Raw genomic sequence first — 20935 nt, 5'->3', positions numbered from 1 at the left:
ACAGCTCCGTTGTCGTGCAAAAAAGGCTCGAAAAAAGAAATCGGGAACGCAGCTACACGGGACAGGAAAAAAACCTACAAAGCACCACCGAGCAAACGCTCTTGGCACGCTGAAAACATCCTTATTCAGGACGGGACAACAAGCAAAAAAAAGCCCACTGCTTTCACAGTGGGCTTTCGAACATTACCCGTCAGCGCTTAGTGATGCTCACGCGTCGCACGGAATTTCACGTCCGGCCAGCGTTCTTCCATCAGCGCCAGGTTGACCCGTGTCGGGGCCAGGTAGGTCAGGTGACCACCGCCGTCGACCGCGAGGTTTTCCACGGCCTTGTTGGTGAATTCCTCAAGTTTCTTCTTGTCGCTGCAATCGATCCAGCGGGCGGACCACACGGTGATCGGCTCGTAGGAGCACTCGACCTTGTATTCCTCTTTCAAACGGCTGGCGACCACATCGAACTGCAGCACACCGACGGCGCCGAGGATGATGTCGTTGCTGCGAGTCGGGAAGAACACCTGGGTCGCGCCTTCTTCGGCCAACTGTTGCAGGCCCTGGCGCAGTTGCTTGGATTTCAGCGGGTCTTTCAGGCGTACGCGACGGAACAGTTCCGGGGCGAAGTGCGGGATGCCGGTGAAACCCAGGACTTCGCCTTCGGTGAAGGTGTCGCCGATCTGGATAGTGCCGTGGTTGTGCAAACCGATGATGTCGCCTGCAAAGGCTTCTTCCAGTTGCTCACGCTCCGAGGAGAAGAAGGTCAGCGCGTCGCCGATCCGCACGTCCTTGCCGGTGCGTACGTGGCGCATCTTCATGCCTTTTTCGTACTTGCCGGAGCAGATACGCATGAAGGCAATACGGTCGCGGTGTTTCGGGTCCATGTTCGCCTGGATCTTGAACACGAAACCGGCGAATTTCTCTTCCACCGGTTCCACGGTGCGCTCGTTGGCAACGCGGGCCAGCGGTTTCGGCGCCCAGTTGACCACGGCGTCGAGCACGTGATCGACACCGAAGTTGCCCAGCGCAGTACCGAAGAACACCGGGGTCAGTTGGCCGTCCATGAACTCCTGCTGGTTGAATTCGTGGCAAGCCCCTTGCACTAGTTCAAGCTGTTCGACGAAGCGGTCGTACTCGTCACCCAAGTGGGCGCGGGCTTCATCGGAGTCGAGCTTCTCGATGATTTTCACGTCGGTCCGCTCGTGGCCGTGGCCAGCGGTGTAGACGATGATGTAGTCGTCGGCGAGGTGATAAACGCCTTTGAAGTCGCGGTAGCAACCAATCGGCCAGGTGATCGGCGCAGCCTTGATCTTCAGGACGGCTTCGATCTCGTCGAGCAGTTCGATCGGGTCGCGGATGTCACGGTCGAGTTTGTTGATGAAGCTGACAATCGGCGTGTCACGCAAACGGCAAACGTCCATCAGCGCAATGGTACGTGGCTCTACACCCTTACCGCCGTCGAGGACCATCAGGGCCGAATCGACCGCCGTCAGGGTACGGTAGGTGTCCTCCGAGAAGTCTTCGTGGCCCGGGGTGTCGAGCAGGTTGATCATGTGATCGCGATACGGGAACTGCATGACCGACGTGGTAATCGAGATACCACGCTGCTTTTCCATTTCCATCCAGTCGGAGGTGGCATGGCGGTCGGATTTGCGAGACTTCACCGTACCGGCAACGGCAATCGCCTTGCCCATCAGCAAGAGCTTCTCGGTGATGGTGGTCTTACCCGCATCGGGGTGGGAAATAATGGCGAAAGTGCGGCGTTTCGCGACTTCGGCGGCCTGTTTGGTCATGGGAAATCGCCTGGCAGGTGATTCAAAAAAGGGCCGCGATTATAGCCCAACTTGCCTCAAGAACCGAACCGTTGAGCACATCAGGGGTGGCTAAATGCCGCACATGATGGGAACCTTTTAAACAGTCGAGACGTCCACTCCCCTGTTACGGCTTACCGTCAGGGGCTGAAATATCAGCAAGTCAGCCTGACGGGGCTGCGCTTATGGCTCGATCTCTTGCCGCATTGCCGGCATCGAACGAGCTGCTTCTCGCGATCACTTTTTCGGCAGCCAGGAATGGCATAGCCACGCGAAAAAGTGTTCGCCGACAGAAAAAAAGGAGTCCGCCTGTGGCTATTCGCTATGGCAAAGGGCTGATAGGAGGAGCGGTTGTCGTCGCCCTTCTGGCCCTGCTGATCCACTGGATCGGCATCAACACGATCGAACATTACCGCGACGATTTGTTGTTTTACCTGCAAGCTCATCTGATTCTCGTCCTCGCTTCCATGCTGGCCGCCCTCGTTGTGGGCATCCCCGCCGGTATCCTGCTCAGCCGACCCGGCATGGTCGGGCGCGCAGAGCGCTTCATGCAACTCTTCAACATCGGCAACACCGTCCCGCCTCTCGCCGTACTGGCCATCGCCCTGGGTATCCTCGGCATCGGCAGCGGCCCCGCCATCTTCGCGCTGTTCCTGGCCTCCCTGTTGCCCATCGTGCGCAACACCTTTGAGGGTCTGAAAAACGTTCAGGGTTCACTCAAGGAAGCTGCCGTCGGCATCGGCATGACCCCGCGCCAGGTGCTCTGGCGGGTCGAACTGCCGAACGCCGTGCCGATCATCGTCGGTGGTGTGCGGGTCGCGCTGGCGATCAACGTCGGCACCGCGCCACTGGCGTTCCTGATCGGCGCCAACAGCCTGGGCAGCCTGATTTTCCCCGGCATTGCCCTGAACAATCAGCCGCAACTGATCCTCGGCGCGGCCTGCACCGCCCTGCTGGCGTTGCTGCTCGACGGCCTGGTGACACTGGCCAGCCGCCTCTGGCTGGAACGCGGTTTACCCCAGTCTTAATTCAGGCTGAGCGAAGGAATAATCATGAAGACATTGAGCTTTTTACTAGGCTGCGTCCTGCTGTTCGCAGGATTTGCCCAAGCCGCTGAAAAACCAGTCATCCGCATCGGCGCCCGGGTGTTCACCGAGCAAACCCTGCTGGCGGAAATCACCTCCCAATACCTGCGCAGCAAAGGCTACGACACCCGCGTGACGGGCGGTCTGGGCAGTAATCTGGCCCGCAGTGCCCACGAAAGCGGCCAACTGGACCTGGTCTGGGAATACACCGGCGTGTCGCTGGTGGCCTACAACCATGTGACGGAGACACTCGACAGCGAACAGTCCTACGCACGGGTCAAAGAACTCGATGCGAAAAAAGGCCTGGTCTGGCTCACCCCGTCGAAATTCAGCAATACCTACGCCCTCGCGCTACCAGAAACCACCGCGAAGGCGTATCCGCAGATCAACACCATCAGCGAGCTGAACACGGTGTTGCAGGCTGAACAGCAGGAAAACCACCTGGTGGCCCTGGACACCGAATTCGCCAACCGTTCCGACGGTCTGCAAGGGATGGTCAAGCTCTACGGGATGAACCTGACCCGCAAAAATATCCGCCAGATGGACGCCGGGCTGGTCTACACCGCGTTGCGCAACGGCCAGGTGTTTGCGGGGCTGGTCTACACCACCGACGGTCGACTGAACGCCTTCAAACTCAAACTGCTGGAAGACGACAAGCATTACTTCCCGGATTACACCGCCGCGCCCGTGGTGCGTCAGGTCTACCTCGACGCCCACCCGCAACTGGCCGAACAGCTCAAGCCGCTGGCCGAGCTGTTCGATGACGAAACCCTGCGCCAGTTGAACGCGCGGGTCGACGTCGACCACGAAAGCCCTTCATCCGTTGCCGCAGATTTCCTGCGCCAACATCCCTTGCTTTCTGATCAGTAGCCGGAGGAAGAAAAGCCATGGAATTTCTCAACGCCTTTTCCCACCTGGACTGGCCGCTTGTCCTGCACCTGACCTGGCAACACATCACTCTGGTCGGCATTGCCGTGACCCTGGCGATTCTGGTCGGCGTGCCGCTGGGCATTTTGATGACGCGTTTCCCGTCACTGGCCGGTCCACTGCAAGCCAGTGCCACGGTGCTGCTGACCGTACCGTCGATTGCGCTGTTCGGCCTGCTGCTGCCGTTCTACTCCAAGTTCGGCCAGGGCCTGGGCCCGATGCCGGCCATCACAGCGGTGTTTCTGTATTCGCTGCTGCCCATCATGCGTAACACCTACCTGGCGCTGACCGGCGTCGAGCCGGGCATCCGCGAAGCCGCGCGCGGCATCGGCATGACCTTCGGCCAGCGCCTGCGCATGGTCGAACTGCCCATTGCCGTACCGGTGATCCTCGCCGGGGTGCGCACCGCCGTCGTCATGAACATCGGCGTCATGACCATCGCCGCCACCATCGGCGCCGGTGGCCTGGGTGTGCTCATTCTCGCTTCCATCAGCCGCAGCGACATGTCGATGCTGATCGTCGGCGCGGTGCTGGTCAGTCTCCTGGCTATCTTCGCCGACCTGCTTCTGCAATGGCTGCAACGTTCGCTGACTCCAAAAGGACTGCTCAAATGATCGAACTTCAAAACCTGACCAAGACTTTTCAAAGCAACGGCAAAGATGTGAAAGCCGTGGACTCGGTAAGCCTGACCGTCAATGAAGGCGAAATCTGTGTGTTCCTCGGGCCATCGGGTTGCGGCAAAAGCACCACGCTGAAAATGATCAACCGGTTGATCAAGCCGACCTCGGGCAAGATCCTGATCAACGGCGAAGACACCACCGACCTCGACGCGGTCACCCTGCGCCGCAACATCGGTTATGTGATCCAGCAGATCGGTCTGTTTCCGAACATGACCATTGAGGAAAACATCACCATCGTTCCGCGCCTGCTGGGTTGGGACAAACAGAAATGCCACGACCGCGCCCGCGAGTTGATGAGCATGATCAAGCTGGAGCCCAAGCAGTACCTGAATCGCTACCCGCGTGAACTGTCCGGAGGTCAGCAGCAGCGGATCGGCGTGATCCGTGCGTTGGCGGCGGATGCGCCGCTGTTGTTGATGGACGAACCGTTCGGCGCGGTCGACCCGATCAACCGCGAGATGATCCAGAACGAGTTCTTCGAGATGCAACGTGCGCTGAACAAGACCGTGATCATGGTCAGCCATGACATTGATGAGGCGATCAAACTGGGCGACAAGATTGCGATCTTCCGCTCCGGCAAGCTGTTGCAGATCGACCACCCAGACACCCTGCTCGCCCACCCGGCGGATGACTTTGTCAGTAACTTCGTCGGTCAGGACAGCACCCTCAAGCGTCTGTTGCTGGTGAAAGCCGAAGACGCTGCGGACAACGCGCCGTCAGTGAGCCCGGAAACGCCAGTGGCTGAAGCCCTGGAGTTGATGGACGAACTGGACCGTCGCTATGTAGTCGTGACGTGCGCCGACAACAAGGCGCTGGGCTACGTGCGCCGCCGCGACCTGCACCGCCAGGGCGGCGCCTGCGTCCAGTATTTGCGCGAGTTCAACGCCACGGCGGCGTATGACGAACACCTGCGCATCCTGCTGTCGCGCATGTACGAGTTCAACCGCTCGTGGTTGCCGGTGATGGATGCGGAGCGGGTGTTCCTCGGGGAGGTGACGCAGGAATCGATTGCCGAGTATTTGAGTTCCGGCAAGTCTCGTGGGGGCAAGACCAGCATCGTTTCACCTGCTGAGTCAGCGTTGGCCTGACCTGCCTGATACACCCGTGCTTTTGTGGCGAGGGAGCTTGCTCCCGCTCGGCTGCGAAGCAGTCGTACGGTCAGCCGGTGCGGTCTTAAAGAAGAACCGCGCTACCTGATTTGGGGCCGCTCCGCGCCCCAGCGGGAGCAAGCTCCCTCGCCACAAAAGACAATGTAAATCCCCTCACAAACTCTCCAGTCGGGGAACATCAGCCTGTCATCCGGGTCGGTTACATCAGTAACTGTCGGGACCACACGACGGAAGCGTGCAGAAACGCGACATTTTTTGTTGATCTCCAGCCCCTCACGTCCTAAAGTTCGCGCCGAACGTCCATGCTGGAAACGATCCATCCGGCTCAAGTACTGACGACGAGACAGCAAGGCCAAGGGAAGCGTCTGTTCCCATGGCCTTTTTGCTTTCGGCGACATGCCTTGGGAAGTAGGCGAACCAAAGTGGGGATACGGAGGACGTTCATTTGCACCCATTGTTAATTTCAGTTTGCCAGTAGGAGTTCCCAGCATGTCGATCAATGTCGAAGACTATTTCGCGCGCGATACCTTTGAGAAAATGAAGGCCTTCGCCGACAAGCAAGAAACCCCGTTCGTGGTCATCGACACCGCGATGATTTCCCAGGCTTATGACGACCTGCGCGCCGGCTTCGAATTCGCCAAGGTTTACTACGCGGTCAAGGCCAACCCGGCCGTCGAAATCATCGACCTGCTCAAAGAGAAAGGGTCGAGCTTCGACATCGCTTCTATTTATGAGCTGGACAAAGTACTGGGCCAGGGCGTTACCGCCGACCGCATCAGCTACGGCAACACCATCAAGAAATCCAAGGACATCCGCTACTTCTACGAGAAGGGCGTGCGTCTGTACTCCACCGACTCCGAAGCCGACCTGCGCAACATCGCCAAGGCTGCACCGGGTTCTAAAGTCTATGTGCGCATCCTCACCGAAGGCTCGACCACGGCAGACTGGCCGCTGTCGCGCAAATTCGGCTGCCAGACCGACATGGCCATGGACCTGCTGATCCTGGCCCGCGACCTGGGCCTGGTGCCTTACGGTGTGTCGTTCCACGTGGGTTCGCAACAGCGCGACATCAGCGTCTGGGACGCAGCGATCGCCAAGGTCAAAGTGATCTTCGAGCGTCTGAAAGAAGAAGACGGCATCCACCTGAAGCTGATCAACATGGGCGGTGGCTTCCCGGCCAACTACATCACCCGCACCAACAGCCTGGAAACCTACGCCGAAGAAATCATCCGTTTCCTCAAGGAAGACTTTGGTGACGACCTGCCGGAAATCATCCTGGAGCCGGGCCGTTCGCTGATTGCCAACGCCGGCATCCTGGTCAGTGAAGTGGTGCTGGTTGCACGAAAATCGCGCACCGCCGTCGAGCGCTGGGTGTACACCGACGTGGGCAAGTTCTCCGGCCTGATCGAAACCATGGACGAAGCCATCAAGTTCCCGATCTGGACCGAGAAGAAAGGCGAGATGGAAGAAGTGGTCATCGCCGGCCCGACCTGCGACAGCGCCGACATCATGTACGAGAACTACAAGTACGGCCTGCCGCTGAACCTGGCCATCGGTGATCGCCTGTACTGGCTGTCGACCGGTGCGTACACCACCAGCTACAGCGCCGTCGAGTTCAATGGCTTCCCGCCGCTGAAGTCGTTTTACGTGTAACTACCGCTTGCTGAAAACAAAAGGTCCATGACATGTCATGGACCTTTTTTTATGGCCGGGACCATTGCTGCATTCGGTCAGCCATCGACTTGACCTCTTTCAGCACGTGCTCGACCTGCGCCAGGGCGCAATTCAACTGCGAGAGTTTCATGGTCGGTTTGACGTCCCGTAACTCACGCTCTGCCGTCATCAGAAAGCTGCGCATTGCGAAGAGGAAGTCGTTCAGATTTTGAATGGCAGAACAGGCGTCCGTTTTGATCGCGAACAGTTCGCGCAGATGCTCATTCGACCGGGCCTGACGCGCCTGCGCAGAACTGCCTGCACTGGAAGTATTCTTCATCCCCGGGAGACTTGATCCACTGACCACGTACCAGGCTTCAATCCGAGAATAGTGCGAATGGCACTCACACGGCTTCAACGTCAACGACCGGAAAAAACGCTCAAACACGTTGTGGATATCAAAATACAACTCCTCTGGCACAGCCTTGAAATCCAGCAGCGAGGAAGAGGTTCGACCCAAACGGTGGAAAAGCTCGAAAGTCAGGCCTTTCACATCCGAGGGAGGAAACCAGATCCACCATTGGGAACCGGATAGGCTGAAACGTTTGAAATCCACGGAGCTGATACGGACATGCCTACCGTTCTGAGGCGTTTCTTTTGCTATTTTTCGACACTCGTCGGCAAATGCAGCGATATAGCTCAAATTCTCATTACACACTTTACCCAACGCGCGGATATCAACCTCAAGCCGCTCCAGGTAACCGATACTGAATGAAGCTAATACCTTTAGGCGCTCGGCATCGGGGGGAGTGGTCAGCACATGCCCCTGACGTTGCAAGTTATCCGAATAGCTTTTTAACTGATCCAACGTGGCAGGAAGTGCGCGAAGAAAATCAAAGTATTTTCTCAAAGAGCCAAAATGCCGCTCCGCGAGCAGGAATTCATACATGGGAAATAACCTGATGACATTGGCGCATCGCCAAAGTGGGAAACTCTACTGACGGGTATCAGGCAGGAAGTCATCATCCTCGAGGGACGAGCCCCCTGCCATCAGTGAACGCTGTCGTTACGGCAGTGATAAAGGCGCCAGAAAACCGATGAACCGGCCTGCGTCTTTTATCGCACTGGCGCTGCGCATCGCGACATCACCCACCTTGTTTCCCTCCACAGCTGTCAGGAATTGCTTGAACGCGGCGTCAGCCTGCTTGTACTCGCCAACATAACGATTGCGTTGCTCTTCCAGCGCATGGATCAAGTGAATAAACTCGACCTTGCTGAACGACTGGTCAATATCCTTGTCTTTCTGCGCAATCTTGCGGCCAAGCTCATTAATCTTTTCCTGAAGCTTGTTACTTTCATTGATCATGGCGATGAACGTAATACCGCTGCCGATATCGGTCATGGCTTTTTTCAGCTCTTCGATCGCAAACATCACGATCTGAGCTTGCGGTGGTGCCATGCCCAGCCCTTTGAGCTTTTCAATGGTCAACGCAATGTCTTTGCCGATTTTTTCGATACCGGCTTGTTCAATAGCGCTGATTGCATCCGATAACACCTTGAGTTCGCTCTGAAGCTTGATCCGGGTCTCGCCTAGCGCTTGCCTGGCATCCCTGGCATTGAGCTGGTCCTGTTCCAGACCTGCGATGTAGCCCAGTGTGATGCGCTGGTCATAGCCGTCACTGATGTTGGCCAAACGAATACTCACTTTGCCCGCTTCGTTGCGAGTAATGGCAAGCATCTTCTTTAAGGCCGCTGCGAGATCTTCCTCAATCTCCTCAAACTCCTCTGTGCCCTCCACGGCGCCCGCCAGTTCCTTTTCAAGAGCAATCAACTTACGAACCTTGGACTCCAAGTCCATCTTGCTGTTGAGGCTGGACTCTCGCAGATCGCGGGCAGCGGCACTGACATCGCCGAGCAACCTTTTAAAGCGATCGAATATACCCGGCAGGTAATTGAGCTGGATAAAAAGCGCTTCGGCTGCGACCGCATCGTCGCGCATTGCGTAATGACTGTCCTTCATTGCCTGAAGGTTCAACACTGGGTAGTCAAGTTTGCTGGAAAAAGACATCATTTTTGGTACCACCATTCCTTGGTATTGGCCATATTCCCGATCGGCCTCCTTGAACACTTCAATCAACAAGTCTGCATCGTTGTGGATTTGCACCCAAGGGCCAACGACCTCCCGGAATGCCGACATGAACCGTCTCAGCGACAGCGCATCGGTGATCCCCAACATGGCTGTCGAAGATTCATCGACATAACGATGCATCACATTCCAGACATGCATAAGATTCTGCGTGGCCAGATCAGCATCGATGGCAATCACCGTCAGGTTTTGCAGGTCCTGCTCTACACGCTTCAACGAACCGAGGGTTTGATTCATCCTTCTCAGGACTTCAATATCCTTGTCCTGCAACGCGTTGAGCTCTTTGCGCGCGGTGCGTACGGCTTCAGCCTCTACGCCGTAGTAAATGGCCATTCCCAAACCAAAAATATTCAACCCGGCCGCAGAGCTTAAAGCCTTGTCGACCAATGCCTGATATTGGGTGTTCTTTTCCAGAATCTCTGCGGCTCGACGGGCGATCACTTCATCAAGTTTCTTCACCTCGACTGGATAGGAATTGGTTTGAATCAGTGCAACTCTCAGTTTGATACCTGGAAGCACTTTTTCTCGCAGATCATAACCAAACTTATCCAGGTCAATTTTTATGCCTCGGACGTTTTCCAGATTGAATGTAACCCGTTCGAATATTTTCCCCAGATAAAACTTCATGTCCGGAATTGTGTCCGACTCCAGCGCTATCCCGGGAAACCTGCCGCCCATCTCAAGTTGTAGTTGCTTCAGCTGTTCCAGTGTTTTGACATTATATTTTTCAAGCAGCGGCACGGACTTGAGGTCAAAGTAGACTTCCTCCATGTCTTCGCCATAGCGTTGCATGCTGGCGCCAAACAGTTTCAACTCGGTACCGGTAACCATGATGCGTTCACGTAACGGTGACCAGCGCCTGGCATGATCGCGAGTGTCAGTAAACGTCTTCAGGAAATCGGCGGCCCTGAGACCGGCGCCGCCATCCTGATCGGCACCAAAGCGCAAATAGTCGGTGACATCCTTAAGTGTGTAAGGAAGTGCCAGACCCGCCGCTTCGTATCTTCTCAGATCGATGATTTGTTTTTTTGTCAGCAACAAACCGGTTTCACGCATTACATCGTCCGCATTACCTTTGGAGGCATCGGACAGAACTTTTGGAACCTGCGCCGCAAATTCGGTAATTTTTTCGTAGTTCGCGCCCTGTAATGAACGCTCCCACAATGTGTTATTGCTCATAATTATTCCATTAATTACATACATGCTTTAATTCGAACGACATGAAATCGATCGCTGTTACGCAACACATCAACCCACCAAGTTACGCTGACAAAAAGACTAGAACACTTATAAAAGCGATGTCAAACAAACCTTGGCAGCCACATATAAGAAAAGAATACAAATCAGAAAACAATCAACTTTACTTATACAAAGCGAACATTCAATCCTGGCCAAAAAGCGCTCGCTCATGATTTGCATAATCCTCAGCCAACACTGTCAGCAACGGTTCGGACGCTTCCCGTAACCGTTGGGCACTGACCTGGAGGAAACGCTGATTTCCGTTAAGCATTGCCTGACGTAACCACACCAACCCTTCTGCGAGGCTCCCCTGTTCCACCAGAACGGCGCCATGGCTGAACTGGCCACGAAAATCGCCGGCTTCGGCCGAGCGTCGATACCAATCGCGGGCGGCGGGCGAGTCAACCGGGCAAAATCGCCCCTCTTCCAGATAACGCCCCAACAGATTCATCGACTTCGCGTGGCCCATTTCAGCCGCACGTCGATAACAGGCCAGCGCCTGGGCTTGGTCCTCCACCACACCGCGCCCGGTCGCCAGCAGATTGGCGTAGTTGTACAAGCCCCAATCCAGTCCGGCTTCGGCGGCCTGACGATAATGCCGCGCAGCAGCGGTGGCGTTGGCCATGCAGCCCCAACCGTGCTCATGGCAACGGCCGAGCATGTTGCGCGCCATCAGGTGCCCGCCGTGGGCGGCGATTTCGAACCAGCGCAAGGCCAGCGCCGGGTCCTTGGCGATGCCCTGCCCTTCAAGCAGGATTTGCCCGAGCAAGGCCTGACCTTCGAGGATGCCTGCCTTGGCGGCCGTCAGAATCGCCTGGGCGGCGCGGGCCGGGCTTTCGGCAAGCATGGCGCCGAGTTGATCGCCGTCCAGGACTTCTTCGCGGCACAGTCGAAAATCCACGGCCTAGACCTCGACCCATCGACGCAACAGGTTGTGATAGGTGCCGGTCAGGCGAATCAGCGAGGGATGATCGGGCATGTCCTGGGTCAACTGCTGAATTGCCCCGTCCATCTCGAACAGCAATGTGCGCTGGCTGTCTTCGCGCACCAGGCTTTGGGTCCAGAAGAATGACGCGTAACGCGTACCGCGAGTGACCGCGTTGACCTTATGCAGGCTGGAACCCGGATACAACACCATGTCACCCGCCGGCAGCTTGATCCGCTGGGTGCCGAAGGTGTCCTGGATTTCCAGTTCACCGCCGTCGTAGTCGTCCGGGTCGCTGAAGAACAGCGTCGACGACAGGTCCGTGCGCACCCGCTCAACGCTGCCCTTGGGTTGGCGCACGGCATTGTCGATATGAAAGTCGAAACTGCCACCGGCGGTGTAGCAATTGAGCAACGGCGGGAAGACCTTGTGCGGTAACGCAGCCGACATGAACTGCGGATTTTTCCACAGGCGCTCCAGCATCGCCGCGCCGATTTCCTGCGCCAACGGGTGACCTTCAGGCAGTTGCAGGTTGTGCTTGGCCTTGGCCGACTGGTAACCGGCGGTGATCTTGCCGTCCGCCCAGTCAGCCTGCTCCAGAGCCTCGCGAATGCGCAGCACCTCGTCACGAGAGAACAAGCCGGGGATATGCAGCAGCATGGCGCGACACCTGAAAGCAAAAGGATCGCAATGGTATTGATTCTTATTGAGCCTGTAAAACCCGTCAGACGGATGAGACTGTAAAAACCGTAAGGATAAATTGTAAAGAATGTAAATTCGATGCAAATAGCAATAAGTCGCAATTGATACACATACTTGTTTGACCTATATTCCGCGGCCTCAAATCCTTGGGGAGGGGAATTCACATGTCACGCCAACCATCACAATTACCGGTCAGTTCACCACGTTTGCTCGCGTCTGCAATGGGCGTGGCCATCACCGCCAGTTCCGCCGCCCACATGGCTTATGCGGCCGAGAAAACTGACGAAAAAGCGCCGAGCAATGCGATTTCCCTGGATGCCACCAGCGTTGTTGGCGAAACCCAGAGCTCCACTTCCTATCAGGTCGAGAAAGCCTCCTCGCCCAAGTACACCGCGCCGCTGATTGATACCCCGCGTTCGGTGACTGTGATCCCGCAGCAAGTCCTCAAGGACACCGGCGCCCTCTCCATGCAGGATGCACTGCGCACCGTGCCGGGCATTACCTTCGGTGCTGGCGAAGGCGGCAACCCCCAGGGTGACCGTCCATTCATTCGTGGTTTCGACGCCCAGGGCGACACCTACCTCGACGGCATCCGCGACACCGGCTCGCAGAGCCGCGAAATCTTTGCCGTGGAATCGATCGAAGTCAGCAAAGGCCCGAACTCGGCCATTGGCGGTCGTGGCGCAGCCGGCGGCAGCATCAACCTGGTGAGCAAAAAAGCGCACCTGGGCAACGCCTTCGACGGTGGTTTCACCTGGGGCTCGGACCAGACCCAGCGTTACACCCTCGATGGCAACTACCAGTTCAGCGACACCGCTGCCGGCCGTCTGAACCTGATGAGCCATGAAAGCAACGTCGCCGGTCGCGACAAGGTCGACTACGACCGCTGGGGCATCGCCCCCTCGCTGGCCTTCGGCCTGGGCACCGACACCCGCGTCAATCTCGACTACTACCACCTCGAGAACAATGACACGCCGGACTCGGGTATCCCGTACAGCGTGCCCGCCAGCGGCAAAACCACTGATCGCAACAAGCACAACCCGGACAAGCCGAACGCCGGTGGCGACAGCAGCAATTTCTATGGCCTGAACCGCGACTTCCGCAAGGGCCGCACCGATACCGCGACTTTTGCCATCGAGCACGACCTGACCGACGCACTGACCGTCAAGAACACCTTGCGCCACGGCACCAGCATGCAGGACTACATCCTGACCCAGCCGGACGACAGCAAGGGCAACGTGAACAACGGCAGTCTGTGGCGCCGCGCCAACAGCCGCGTCAGCAACGTCTCCACCACCACCAACCAGACTGACCTGTTCGGTGATTTCTACATCGCCGGGTTCAAGAACAGCTTCTCCACCGGCATTGAATTCACCCGTGAGGAAGGCGAAAAGTCTGGGTACCTCGTCAACACCGACACCACCCCAGGCTCAGGCCCGGCGGACAAGCCAAGCTTCAATTGCACCCCGTCGATGATCGGCGCGCCGAGCGGTTTCAACTGCACCTCGCTGTCCAACCCGAACCCGAACGACCCGTGGAACGGTTCCATCGCGCGTGACCGTACCGGCACCGACACCACCGCCAACACCCGTGCCCTGTACGTGTTCGACACCCTGGAACTGTCACCACAATGGCTGGTGAACATGGGCCTGCGCTACGACCACTTCGACACGGACTACAAGTCCCACAACGCCAAGGGTGTCACCACCGCCAAAGGTGGCGATACCAGCGAGTTCATCACCGGCCAGTTCGGCGTGGTGTACAAACCGACCGAACACGGCAGCATCTACGCGTCTTACGCCACCTCGGCCACGCCACCGGGCAACACCCTGGGCGAAGGCATGGACGGCAACCCGCTGGCGGGCACCAAGAACCGTGACGGCAAGCTGCTGAGCAGCGACATGGAGCCGGAAACCACCAAGAACTACGAACTGGGCACCAAGTGGGACCTGCTCAACGATCGCCTGTCGTTGACCGCCGCCCTGTTCCGCACCGAGAAAGAAAACGCACGGGTTCAAGTGGGCACCACCTCCTACGAAAACGCCGGCGAGACCCGCGTGCAAGGGATCGAACTGTCGGCCAGCGGCAAGATCACCGACAAATGGCAAGTCTTCGCCGGCTACGCCTACATGGACAGCGAACAGGTTGACGGCGGCGCGATGAGCCACGCCACCGACGGCAACCAACTGCCGAACACACCGCGTAACAGCGCCAGCCTGTGGACGACTTACAACGTCACACCGAAACTGACCCTGGGCGGCGGCGCATTCTATGTCGATGACGTATTCGGCAACGTGGCCAACACCACCATGGTCGACTCCTATGTCCGTTACGACGCCATGGCCAGCTACAAGTTGAGCAAGAACGTCGACCTGCAACTGAACCTGCAAAACCTGACCGACGAGACCTACTACGACAAGGCCTTCTCGACCCACTTCGCCAACCAGGCGCCGGGCCGTACGGCATTGCTGAGCACCAACTTCCACTTCTGATACAGAGGTGAAGCCCAAAGCCCCGCTCATTATGTGAGCGGGGCTTTTGTGCGTAATAGCGAATACTTCTCGACAACTCACGGCATACTGCGCGCCGTGACGAACACTTTTAAACGAACAAGGCGGTCCACGTGTTGAAGCAAACCCTGTTCCAGCTGCATTGGTTCTTCGGCATCAGTGCAGGCCTGGTCCTGGCCTTGATGGGCATCACCGGGGCGACGGTGTCCTTTCAGGACGAAATACTGCTGGCGCTGAACCCCTCGGTGCTGCAAGTGGAAAAACTGCCGGCCGGGGTCCTGCCGCCCGTGGAACTGGTGGCCAAGGTCGAGGCTGGCGAAGGTAAAAAAGTATCGATGCTCTGGGTCGACACCGACAGCGGCAACGCCGCGCGGGTGTTTTTCACCCCGCCACCAGGCGAGCGCCGTGGCCAGATGCGTTACTTCGATCCGTACACGGGCGAGTTCATGGGCGACGCGGTCGGCCAGGATTTTTTCGGCCTGATGCTGCAACTGCACCGCTTCCTGGCCATGGGTGATACCGGTCGGCAAATCACCGGGGCCTGCACGCTGATCCTGATTTTTTTCTGCCTGTCGGGGCTCTACCTGCGCTGGCCGCGTCAGGTCGGCAACTGGCGCACCTGGCTGACCCTGGACTGGGCGAAAAAGGGCCGCAGTTTCAATTGGGACCTGCATGCCGTGGCCGGCACCTGGAGCCTGTTGATCTACCTGCTGGCGGCGCTGACCGGGTTGTCCTGGTCGTACGAGTGGTACAACAAGGGCCTGACAACACTGCTGTCCGACGCGCCACAAAACGAGCGCGTGCGAAGCGGTCGCGGCGCACCGCCCCCGAAAGGCCCCGCGCCAGTCGCCGATTACAACGCTATCTGGAGCAGCCTCTACAGCGCTGCCGGTCCCGGCCTGAGCGCCTACAACGTGCGTATGCCGCCGGTGGCCGGGCAACCGGCGACCGTGTTTTATCTGCTGCAAAACTCGCCCCATGACCGGGCGTTGAACCAGATCACCCTGGACCCCGCAACCGGCGTCATCAGCCGCCACGATCGCTACAGCGACAAGAGCTTCAAGGCCCAGTTGCTGACCAGCGTCTACGCGCTGCACGTCGGCAGCTACTTCGGCCTCGTCGGGCGGATTGTGCTGATGCTGGGCGCGCTGACCATGCCGCTGTTTTTCATCACCGGCTGGTTGCTGTACCTGGACCGTCGCCGCAAGAAACGCCAGATCAAGAACGCCCGCAAAGACCTGATGCCAACCACCAGCGACGCGCCTGCGTGGCTGATCGGCTTCGCTAGCCAGAGCGGTTTTGCCGAGCAATTGGCCTGGCAGACCGCCAGCCAGTTGCAGGCGGGCGGCGTGCCGGCGAAGGTCCAGGCGCTGGCCGCTATCAGTGAGCAAGACCTGCTGGATGCCAGCCATGCGCTGTTCGTGGTCAGCACCTTCGGCGACGGTGAAGCACCGGACAGCGCTCGCGGTTTCGAGCGCAAGGTGCTGGGTCGGGCCTTGAACCTGACACACCTCAACCATGCAGTGCTGGGCCTCGGTGATCGTCAATACCCACACTTCTGCGGCTTCGCCCGGCGCTTGCACACCTGGCTGACGGAACATGGCGGCACCACGTTGTTTGCCCCGGTAGAAGTCGACAGTGGCGACCCGTACGCCTTGCGTCACTGGCAACAACAACTGGGCCAGTTGACAGGCCAGGCGCCAATCGACCTCTGGCAAGCGCCGGGCTACGACAACTGGACCTTGAGCACGCGCGAACTGCTCAACCCGGGCAGCAGCGGTTGCGGCGTGTACTTGCTGGGGCTGACCGCGCCGAGCACCAGCAGTTGGCTGGCCGGTGACCTGGTGGAAGTGTTGCCGCGCAACTGCCCGTGGGCCATCGAACATTTCCTGCTGGGGCCTGGGCCTTGAAAGCGAGTCGCCCGTGCAACTCGACGGCTTGCAGGAAACCCTCGAACAAGCGCTCGCCAGCCGTCAGTTGCCGGAAAACCGCACTCATCTGGTCGGCCTGCATGCACAGGCGCTGGTGGATGCACTGGTGCCGTTGGCCATGCGCGAATACTCGATTGCCTCGATTGCCGCCGACGGTGTGCTGGAGCTGATTGTGCGTCAGGAACGCCACGCCGATGGCAGCCTCGGCATCGGCTCCGGCTGGCTGACCGAACACGCCCCGGTGGGCAGCGCAATCAGCCTGCGGGTGCGGCGCAACAGTGGTTTCCACTTGCCGCCCGCTCCGGTGCCGATGATTTTGCTGGGCAACGGCACCGGCCTTGCGGGGCTGCGCAGCCTGCTCAAGGCGCGTATCGCCGACGGTCAGCAGCGCAACTGGTTGCTGTTCGGCGAGCGCCATCGGGAGCATGACTACCTGTGTCGCGAAGAGCTTGAAGACTGGCTGATTTCGGGGGATCTGGAACGCCTGGACCTGGCGTTCTCGCGGGATCAGGCCGAGAAGGTCTACGTTCAGGATCGCCTGCGCCAACGCGCGGTCGAGCTGAAGCAATGGCTGGCGGACGGTGCGTCAATCTACATCTGCGGCAGCCTGAAAGGGATGGCCTCCGGCGTGGATCAGGTGCTCAACGAGGTGCTGGGTGCCGATGAAGTGGAGCGGTTGATCGAGCAGGGTCGGTATCGACGGGACGTCTACTGACCAAAAACAAATCCCCCGTGGGAGTGGGCCGGGCGGCGATCCGACGAAAGCGGTCTGACAGGCAACCGTTCTGTTGAATGTCAAACCCTCTTCGCGAGCAAGCCCCGCTCCCACATTTGATCTGTGGCAAGGCCGGAAATGTGTCAAACCGGCTGCAATTTCTGCTCAAACACACCCACCCCATCCAGATCCCGCAACACCACACTCATCTCCCCTGTCTGGCCGTCAATATTCACCTCGCCAAAAAACTGAAACCCGGCAAACGGTGAGGTGTTCTGCGCAGGCGGGGCTTTCTCGAAGACCACTGTAGGGCCGAAGGTTTTATCCAGTGTGTTCGGCCCGAAACTCCCAGCATTCAAGGGCCCGGCGACGAACTCCCAGAACGGTTCGAAATCCTGAAACGCCGCGCGGTCCGGGTGGTACTGGTGCGCCGCGCAGTAGTGCACATCGGCCGTCAGCCAAACGTAATTGCGTACCTGCTGCGCCCGCAGGAAACCCAGCAGCTCGGCGATTTCCAGTTCGCGCCCCTGGGCCGGGCCGGGGTCGCCGTTGGCCACCGCTTCCCAGCGCGGCACGCCGGGGCTGACCTCGCCATCAGGCACGCCCAGGCCAATCGGCATGTCGGCGGCGATGACTTTCCACTGGGCCTTCGAAGCCTTCAACTCACGCTTGAGCCAGTCCAGTTGCTCACGCCCGAGGAAGGCTTTTTCGCCGCCCAGGTTGTCGTCGTTGGCCCCGCGATAACTGCGCATGTCCAAGACAAACACGTCCAGCAGCGGCCCGTAACCGAGCTTGCGATAGATCCGGCCGCCGCCATCGGCGCTCTGCAAGCGCATCGGCGCGTATTCCAGCCAGGCTTGCCGCGCACGCCCGACCAGGCTGTGGATATCTTTGCTCTGGTAGCGGTCATCGAGTTGCTTGCCCGGCGACCAGTTGTTCACCACTTCGTGGTCGTCCCACTGCCAGATCTGCGGCACCTGGGCATTGAACCGGCGGATGTTTTCGTCCATCAGGTTGTAACGATAGTTGCCGCGATATTCATCAAGGGTTTCTGCCACTTTGCTTTTGGCTTCAGTGGTGATGTTGCGCCACACCCGACCGCTTTCGGTGGTCAACTGCGCGGGCACCGGGCCGTCGGCGTAGATGGTGTCGCCGCTGTGGATAAAGAAATCCGGCAGGCGCAGGCGCATGGCTTCGTAGATGCGCATGCCGCCGATGTCCGGGTTGATGCCAAAGCCTTGGCCGACGGTGTCGCCGCTCCAGACAAAACGGATGTCGCGACGGGCCTGCGGCACACTGCGCAGGTGACCGAACCAGGGTTCGCTGGCCACGCCACTTTGGGCGTCTTCAAAGGACACGCGGTAGAAAATCGCCTGATCGGCCGGCAGTCCGGTCAACTCGACCCGCGCCGTGAAATCGGTACGGGCGTCGGCCAGCGGCGAGACGAAACGCCGAGGGTTGCCGAACTGGCTGCGGGTGTCCCATTCCACCACCATCCGCGCCGGACGGTCGCTGCGGCTCCAGATCATCGCCCGGTCGCCCAACAAGTCACCGGATTGCACGCCGTCCGTGAGCTGCGGACGATCCTTGACCGAAGCAATCACCGCCGGGGCCAGGCCGGGCAACAGCAAACCGGCGCCGACGGCTTGCATGACTCGACGGCGTCCCAGGTCGAATTCGCTCATGGTGTTCTCCCTTAAAAGGGAAACTTAAGCATGGCTGTATGAAACCGGTGTGACAGACACCGACCTCTGTGGCGAGGGAGCAAATCAGGCCTTGGCGGGTTCCAGCGCCAACTCCATCACTTCCGGGCGCTTGACCACCGCGTACACCACCGCCGTCAGCACGCTCCCGGCGACAATCGCCAACAGGTACAGCAAGGCATGATTGATCGCATTGGGGATCAGCATCACGAACAAACCACCGTGGGGCGCCATCAGTTTGCAGCCGAAATACATCGACAGCGCACCGGTCAACGCGCCCCCGGCAATGCTTGCCGGAATCACCCGCAACGGGTCCTTGGCGGCAAACGGAATCGCCCCTTCGGAAATGAAACACAACCCCAGCACCAACGCGGCTTTACCGGCTTCGCGCTCGGTCTGGGCGAACTTGCGCCGGGCAATGAAGGTGGCGATGCCCAGGCCAATCGGCGGCACCATCCCGGCGGCCATGGTCGCGGCCATCGGTGCATAACTCTGCGACGCCAGCAGCCCCACCGAGAACGCATACGCAGCCTTGTTGATCGGCCCGCCGAGGTCGACGCACATCATGCCGCCGAGCAATACCCCCAACAGAATCGCGTTGGTGGTGCCCATGCTGTCGAGGAAATGGGTCAGCCCTTCGAGCAGCCCGGCCACCGGTTTGCCAACCACATAAATCATCACCAGGCCGGTGAACAGGCTCGCCAGCAACGGAATGATCAAGATCGGCTTCAGCGCCTCCAGACTCTGTGGCAACCGCGCATAACGGTTGATCGCCTGCGCCGCGTAACCGGCGATGAACCCGGCAATGATCCCGCCGATAAACCCGGCGCCCAATGTGCTGGCCAGCAAACCGCCGATCATCCCCGGCGCCAGGCCCGGACGGTCGGCAATCGAATAAGCGATGTAACCGGCCAGTAACGGCACCATCAGTTTGAACGCGGTGTCGCCACCGATCTGCATCAGCGCCGCCGCCAACGTGCCGGGTTCCTTGAACGCGGTGATGCCGAAGACAAACGACAAGGCGATCATCAAGCCGCCCGCCACCACCATCGGCAGCATGAACGACACACCGGTCAGCAGGTGCTTGTAGACGCCGGTCTTCTCTTGCCTGGCCGGGCCCTTGGCGCCAGTCGACGCGGTTTCTTGCGTGGCTTCGGCCAAGGCTTTGTTGAGGGTGGCTTCGGCCTGCTTCAGAGCGATGCCGGTGCCGCAGCGGTAGATTTTCTTGCCGGCGAAACGCTCGGTGGCGACTTCGATGTCAGCCGCCAACAGCACCACATCGGCGTCATTGATGGCCTGCGCGCTCAACGGATTGCGAGCGCCGACCGAACCCTGGGTTTCCACTTGCAGGTCATAACCCAAACGCTTGGCCGCTTGCTGCAAGGCTTCGGCGGCCATGAAGGTGTGAGCCACACCGGTCGGGCACGCGGTGACTGCCACCAGACGTGGCGCACGTTTGCCGAGGGTGACCGGCGCAACGGCGACTTGCGGTGCGACGTAGACCTGAGCCTCTTCAGCACCACGGCGCAGCACCGCGTCCACATCCTGCAAGGCCTGGGACGGTGTGCTCTGGAACAGGCGTTTACCGACGAACCGCGACTTATCCACAGCCCCGGTGCTGACTAGCAACACCCACTCGGCATCCTCAAGGGTCGCGGCGGACAACTGGCGTTCGGGGTGCGCCGCATCGTGCACTTCGACGCAGGTCATCCAGCCCTGACGCTGCGCGGCCGCCTCCAGCAAACGGGCGCACAGCACACTGGTGACCATGCCATTGGGGCAGGCAGTAACAATGGCTAACTTCATGACCA

The 20935-nt window shown here is 59.0% G+C and carries 13 protein-coding genes and 1 pseudogene; 7 read left to right on the top strand and 7 right to left on the bottom strand.

The genetic code is table 11. From position 1 onward, the window contains the following. Positions 1 to 197: 197 nt before the first annotated feature. Positions 198 to 1781, bottom strand: coding sequence for a peptide chain release factor 3 (locus tag AABM54_RS04480; RefSeq protein WP_347904060.1), 1584 nt, complete (start codon positions 1779 to 1781; stop codon positions 198 to 200). 329 nt (positions 1782 to 2110) lie between these two features. Here AABM54_RS04480 and AABM54_RS04475 point away from each other — a divergent pair, with 329 nt between their 5' ends. The 5 genes from AABM54_RS04475 to AABM54_RS04455 all read left to right on the top strand — a co-directional run bounded on the left by AABM54_RS04475 (position 2111) and on the right by AABM54_RS04455 (position 7253). Continuing rightward, positions 2111 to 2827 carry an ABC transporter permease gene (locus AABM54_RS04475; protein ID WP_347904059.1) on the top strand — a complete coding sequence of 239 codons (717 nt, stop codon included), beginning with the start codon at positions 2111 to 2113 and terminating at the stop codon, positions 2825 to 2827. Positions 2828 to 2851: 24 nt separating this feature from the next. Next, positions 2852 to 3754, top strand: coding sequence for a glycine betaine ABC transporter substrate-binding protein (locus AABM54_RS04470; RefSeq protein WP_347904058.1), 903 nt, complete (start codon positions 2852 to 2854; stop codon positions 3752 to 3754). Positions 3755 to 3771: 17 nt separating this feature from the next. Next, positions 3772 to 4425: an ABC transporter permease gene (locus AABM54_RS04465; RefSeq protein WP_347904056.1), complete on the top strand. Its 654-nt coding sequence runs from the start codon at positions 3772 to 3774 to the stop codon at positions 4423 to 4425. Then, a complete protein-coding gene (locus AABM54_RS04460) occupies positions 4422 to 5579 on the top strand; it encodes an ABC transporter ATP-binding protein (RefSeq protein ID WP_347904055.1) in 1158 nt (385 codons plus the stop codon). Before AABM54_RS04465 ends, AABM54_RS04460 begins: the two co-directional genes overlap by 4 nt. A gap of 510 nt (positions 5580 to 6089) precedes the next feature. Beyond that, the gene (locus AABM54_RS04455) at positions 6090 to 7253 is read left to right on the top strand and encodes a type III PLP-dependent enzyme (RefSeq protein WP_347904053.1); all 1164 of its coding nucleotides are present in this window, start codon (positions 6090 to 6092) and stop codon (positions 7251 to 7253) included. Between the two features lie 49 nt (positions 7254 to 7302). Here AABM54_RS04455 and AABM54_RS04450 read toward each other — a convergent pair whose 3' ends face one another. The 4 genes from AABM54_RS04450 to AABM54_RS04435 form a co-directional block, all read right to left on the bottom strand. Further along, the gene (locus AABM54_RS04450; protein WP_347904051.1) at positions 7303 to 8202 is read right to left on the bottom strand and encodes a hypothetical protein; all 900 of its coding nucleotides are present in this window, start codon (positions 8200 to 8202) and stop codon (positions 7303 to 7305) included. Positions 8203 to 8319: 117 nt separating this feature from the next. Continuing rightward, complete coding sequence (locus AABM54_RS04445) at positions 8320 to 10578, bottom strand: alpha-xenorhabdolysin family binary toxin subunit A (RefSeq protein WP_347904049.1); 2259 nt, start codon at positions 10576 to 10578, stop codon at positions 8320 to 8322. Between the two features lie 202 nt (positions 10579 to 10780). Further along, positions 10781 to 11539, bottom strand: coding sequence for a tetratricopeptide repeat protein (locus tag AABM54_RS04440; protein ID WP_347904047.1), 759 nt, complete (start codon positions 11537 to 11539; stop codon positions 10781 to 10783). A gap of 3 nt (positions 11540 to 11542) precedes the next feature. Beyond that, on the bottom strand, positions 11543 to 12223 hold the full coding sequence (locus AABM54_RS04435; RefSeq protein ID WP_347904046.1) for a Fe2+-dependent dioxygenase: 681 nt from the start codon (positions 12221 to 12223) through the stop codon (positions 11543 to 11545). Between the two features lie 206 nt (positions 12224 to 12429). On the opposite strand from AABM54_RS04435, the gene AABM54_RS04430 reads away from it, so the two are divergent. Together AABM54_RS04430 and AABM54_RS04425 are read left to right on the top strand one after the other, a co-directional pair. Next, positions 12430 to 14757, top strand: a complete 2328-nt coding sequence (locus AABM54_RS04430) for a TonB-dependent receptor (RefSeq protein ID WP_347904045.1) — start codon at positions 12430 to 12432, stop codon at positions 14755 to 14757. Positions 14758 to 14888: 131 nt separating this feature from the next. Further along, positions 14889 to 17421, top strand: a pseudogene (locus AABM54_RS04425) (PepSY domain-containing protein). Positions 17422 to 17564: 143 nt separating this feature from the next. Here the strand turns inward: AABM54_RS04425 and AABM54_RS04420 are convergent. After that, positions 17565 to 19106, bottom strand: coding sequence for an alkaline phosphatase D family protein (locus tag AABM54_RS04420; RefSeq protein WP_347904043.1), 1542 nt, complete (start codon positions 19104 to 19106; stop codon positions 17565 to 17567). An 84-nt stretch (positions 19107 to 19190) separates the two neighbouring features. After that, entirely contained in the window at positions 19191 to 20930 is a 1740-nt protein-coding gene (locus AABM54_RS04415; protein WP_347904041.1) for a PTS fructose-like transporter subunit IIB, read from the bottom strand. Positions 20931 to 20935 lie beyond the last annotated feature (5 nt).

This window comes from Pseudomonas purpurea, assembly GCF_039908635.1.
Classification (GTDB): Bacteria; Pseudomonadota; Gammaproteobacteria; order Pseudomonadales; family Pseudomonadaceae; genus Aquipseudomonas; species Aquipseudomonas purpurea.
Note: the sequence above shows the minus strand (reverse complement) of the source record. Positions and strands in the feature narration are given on the sequence as shown.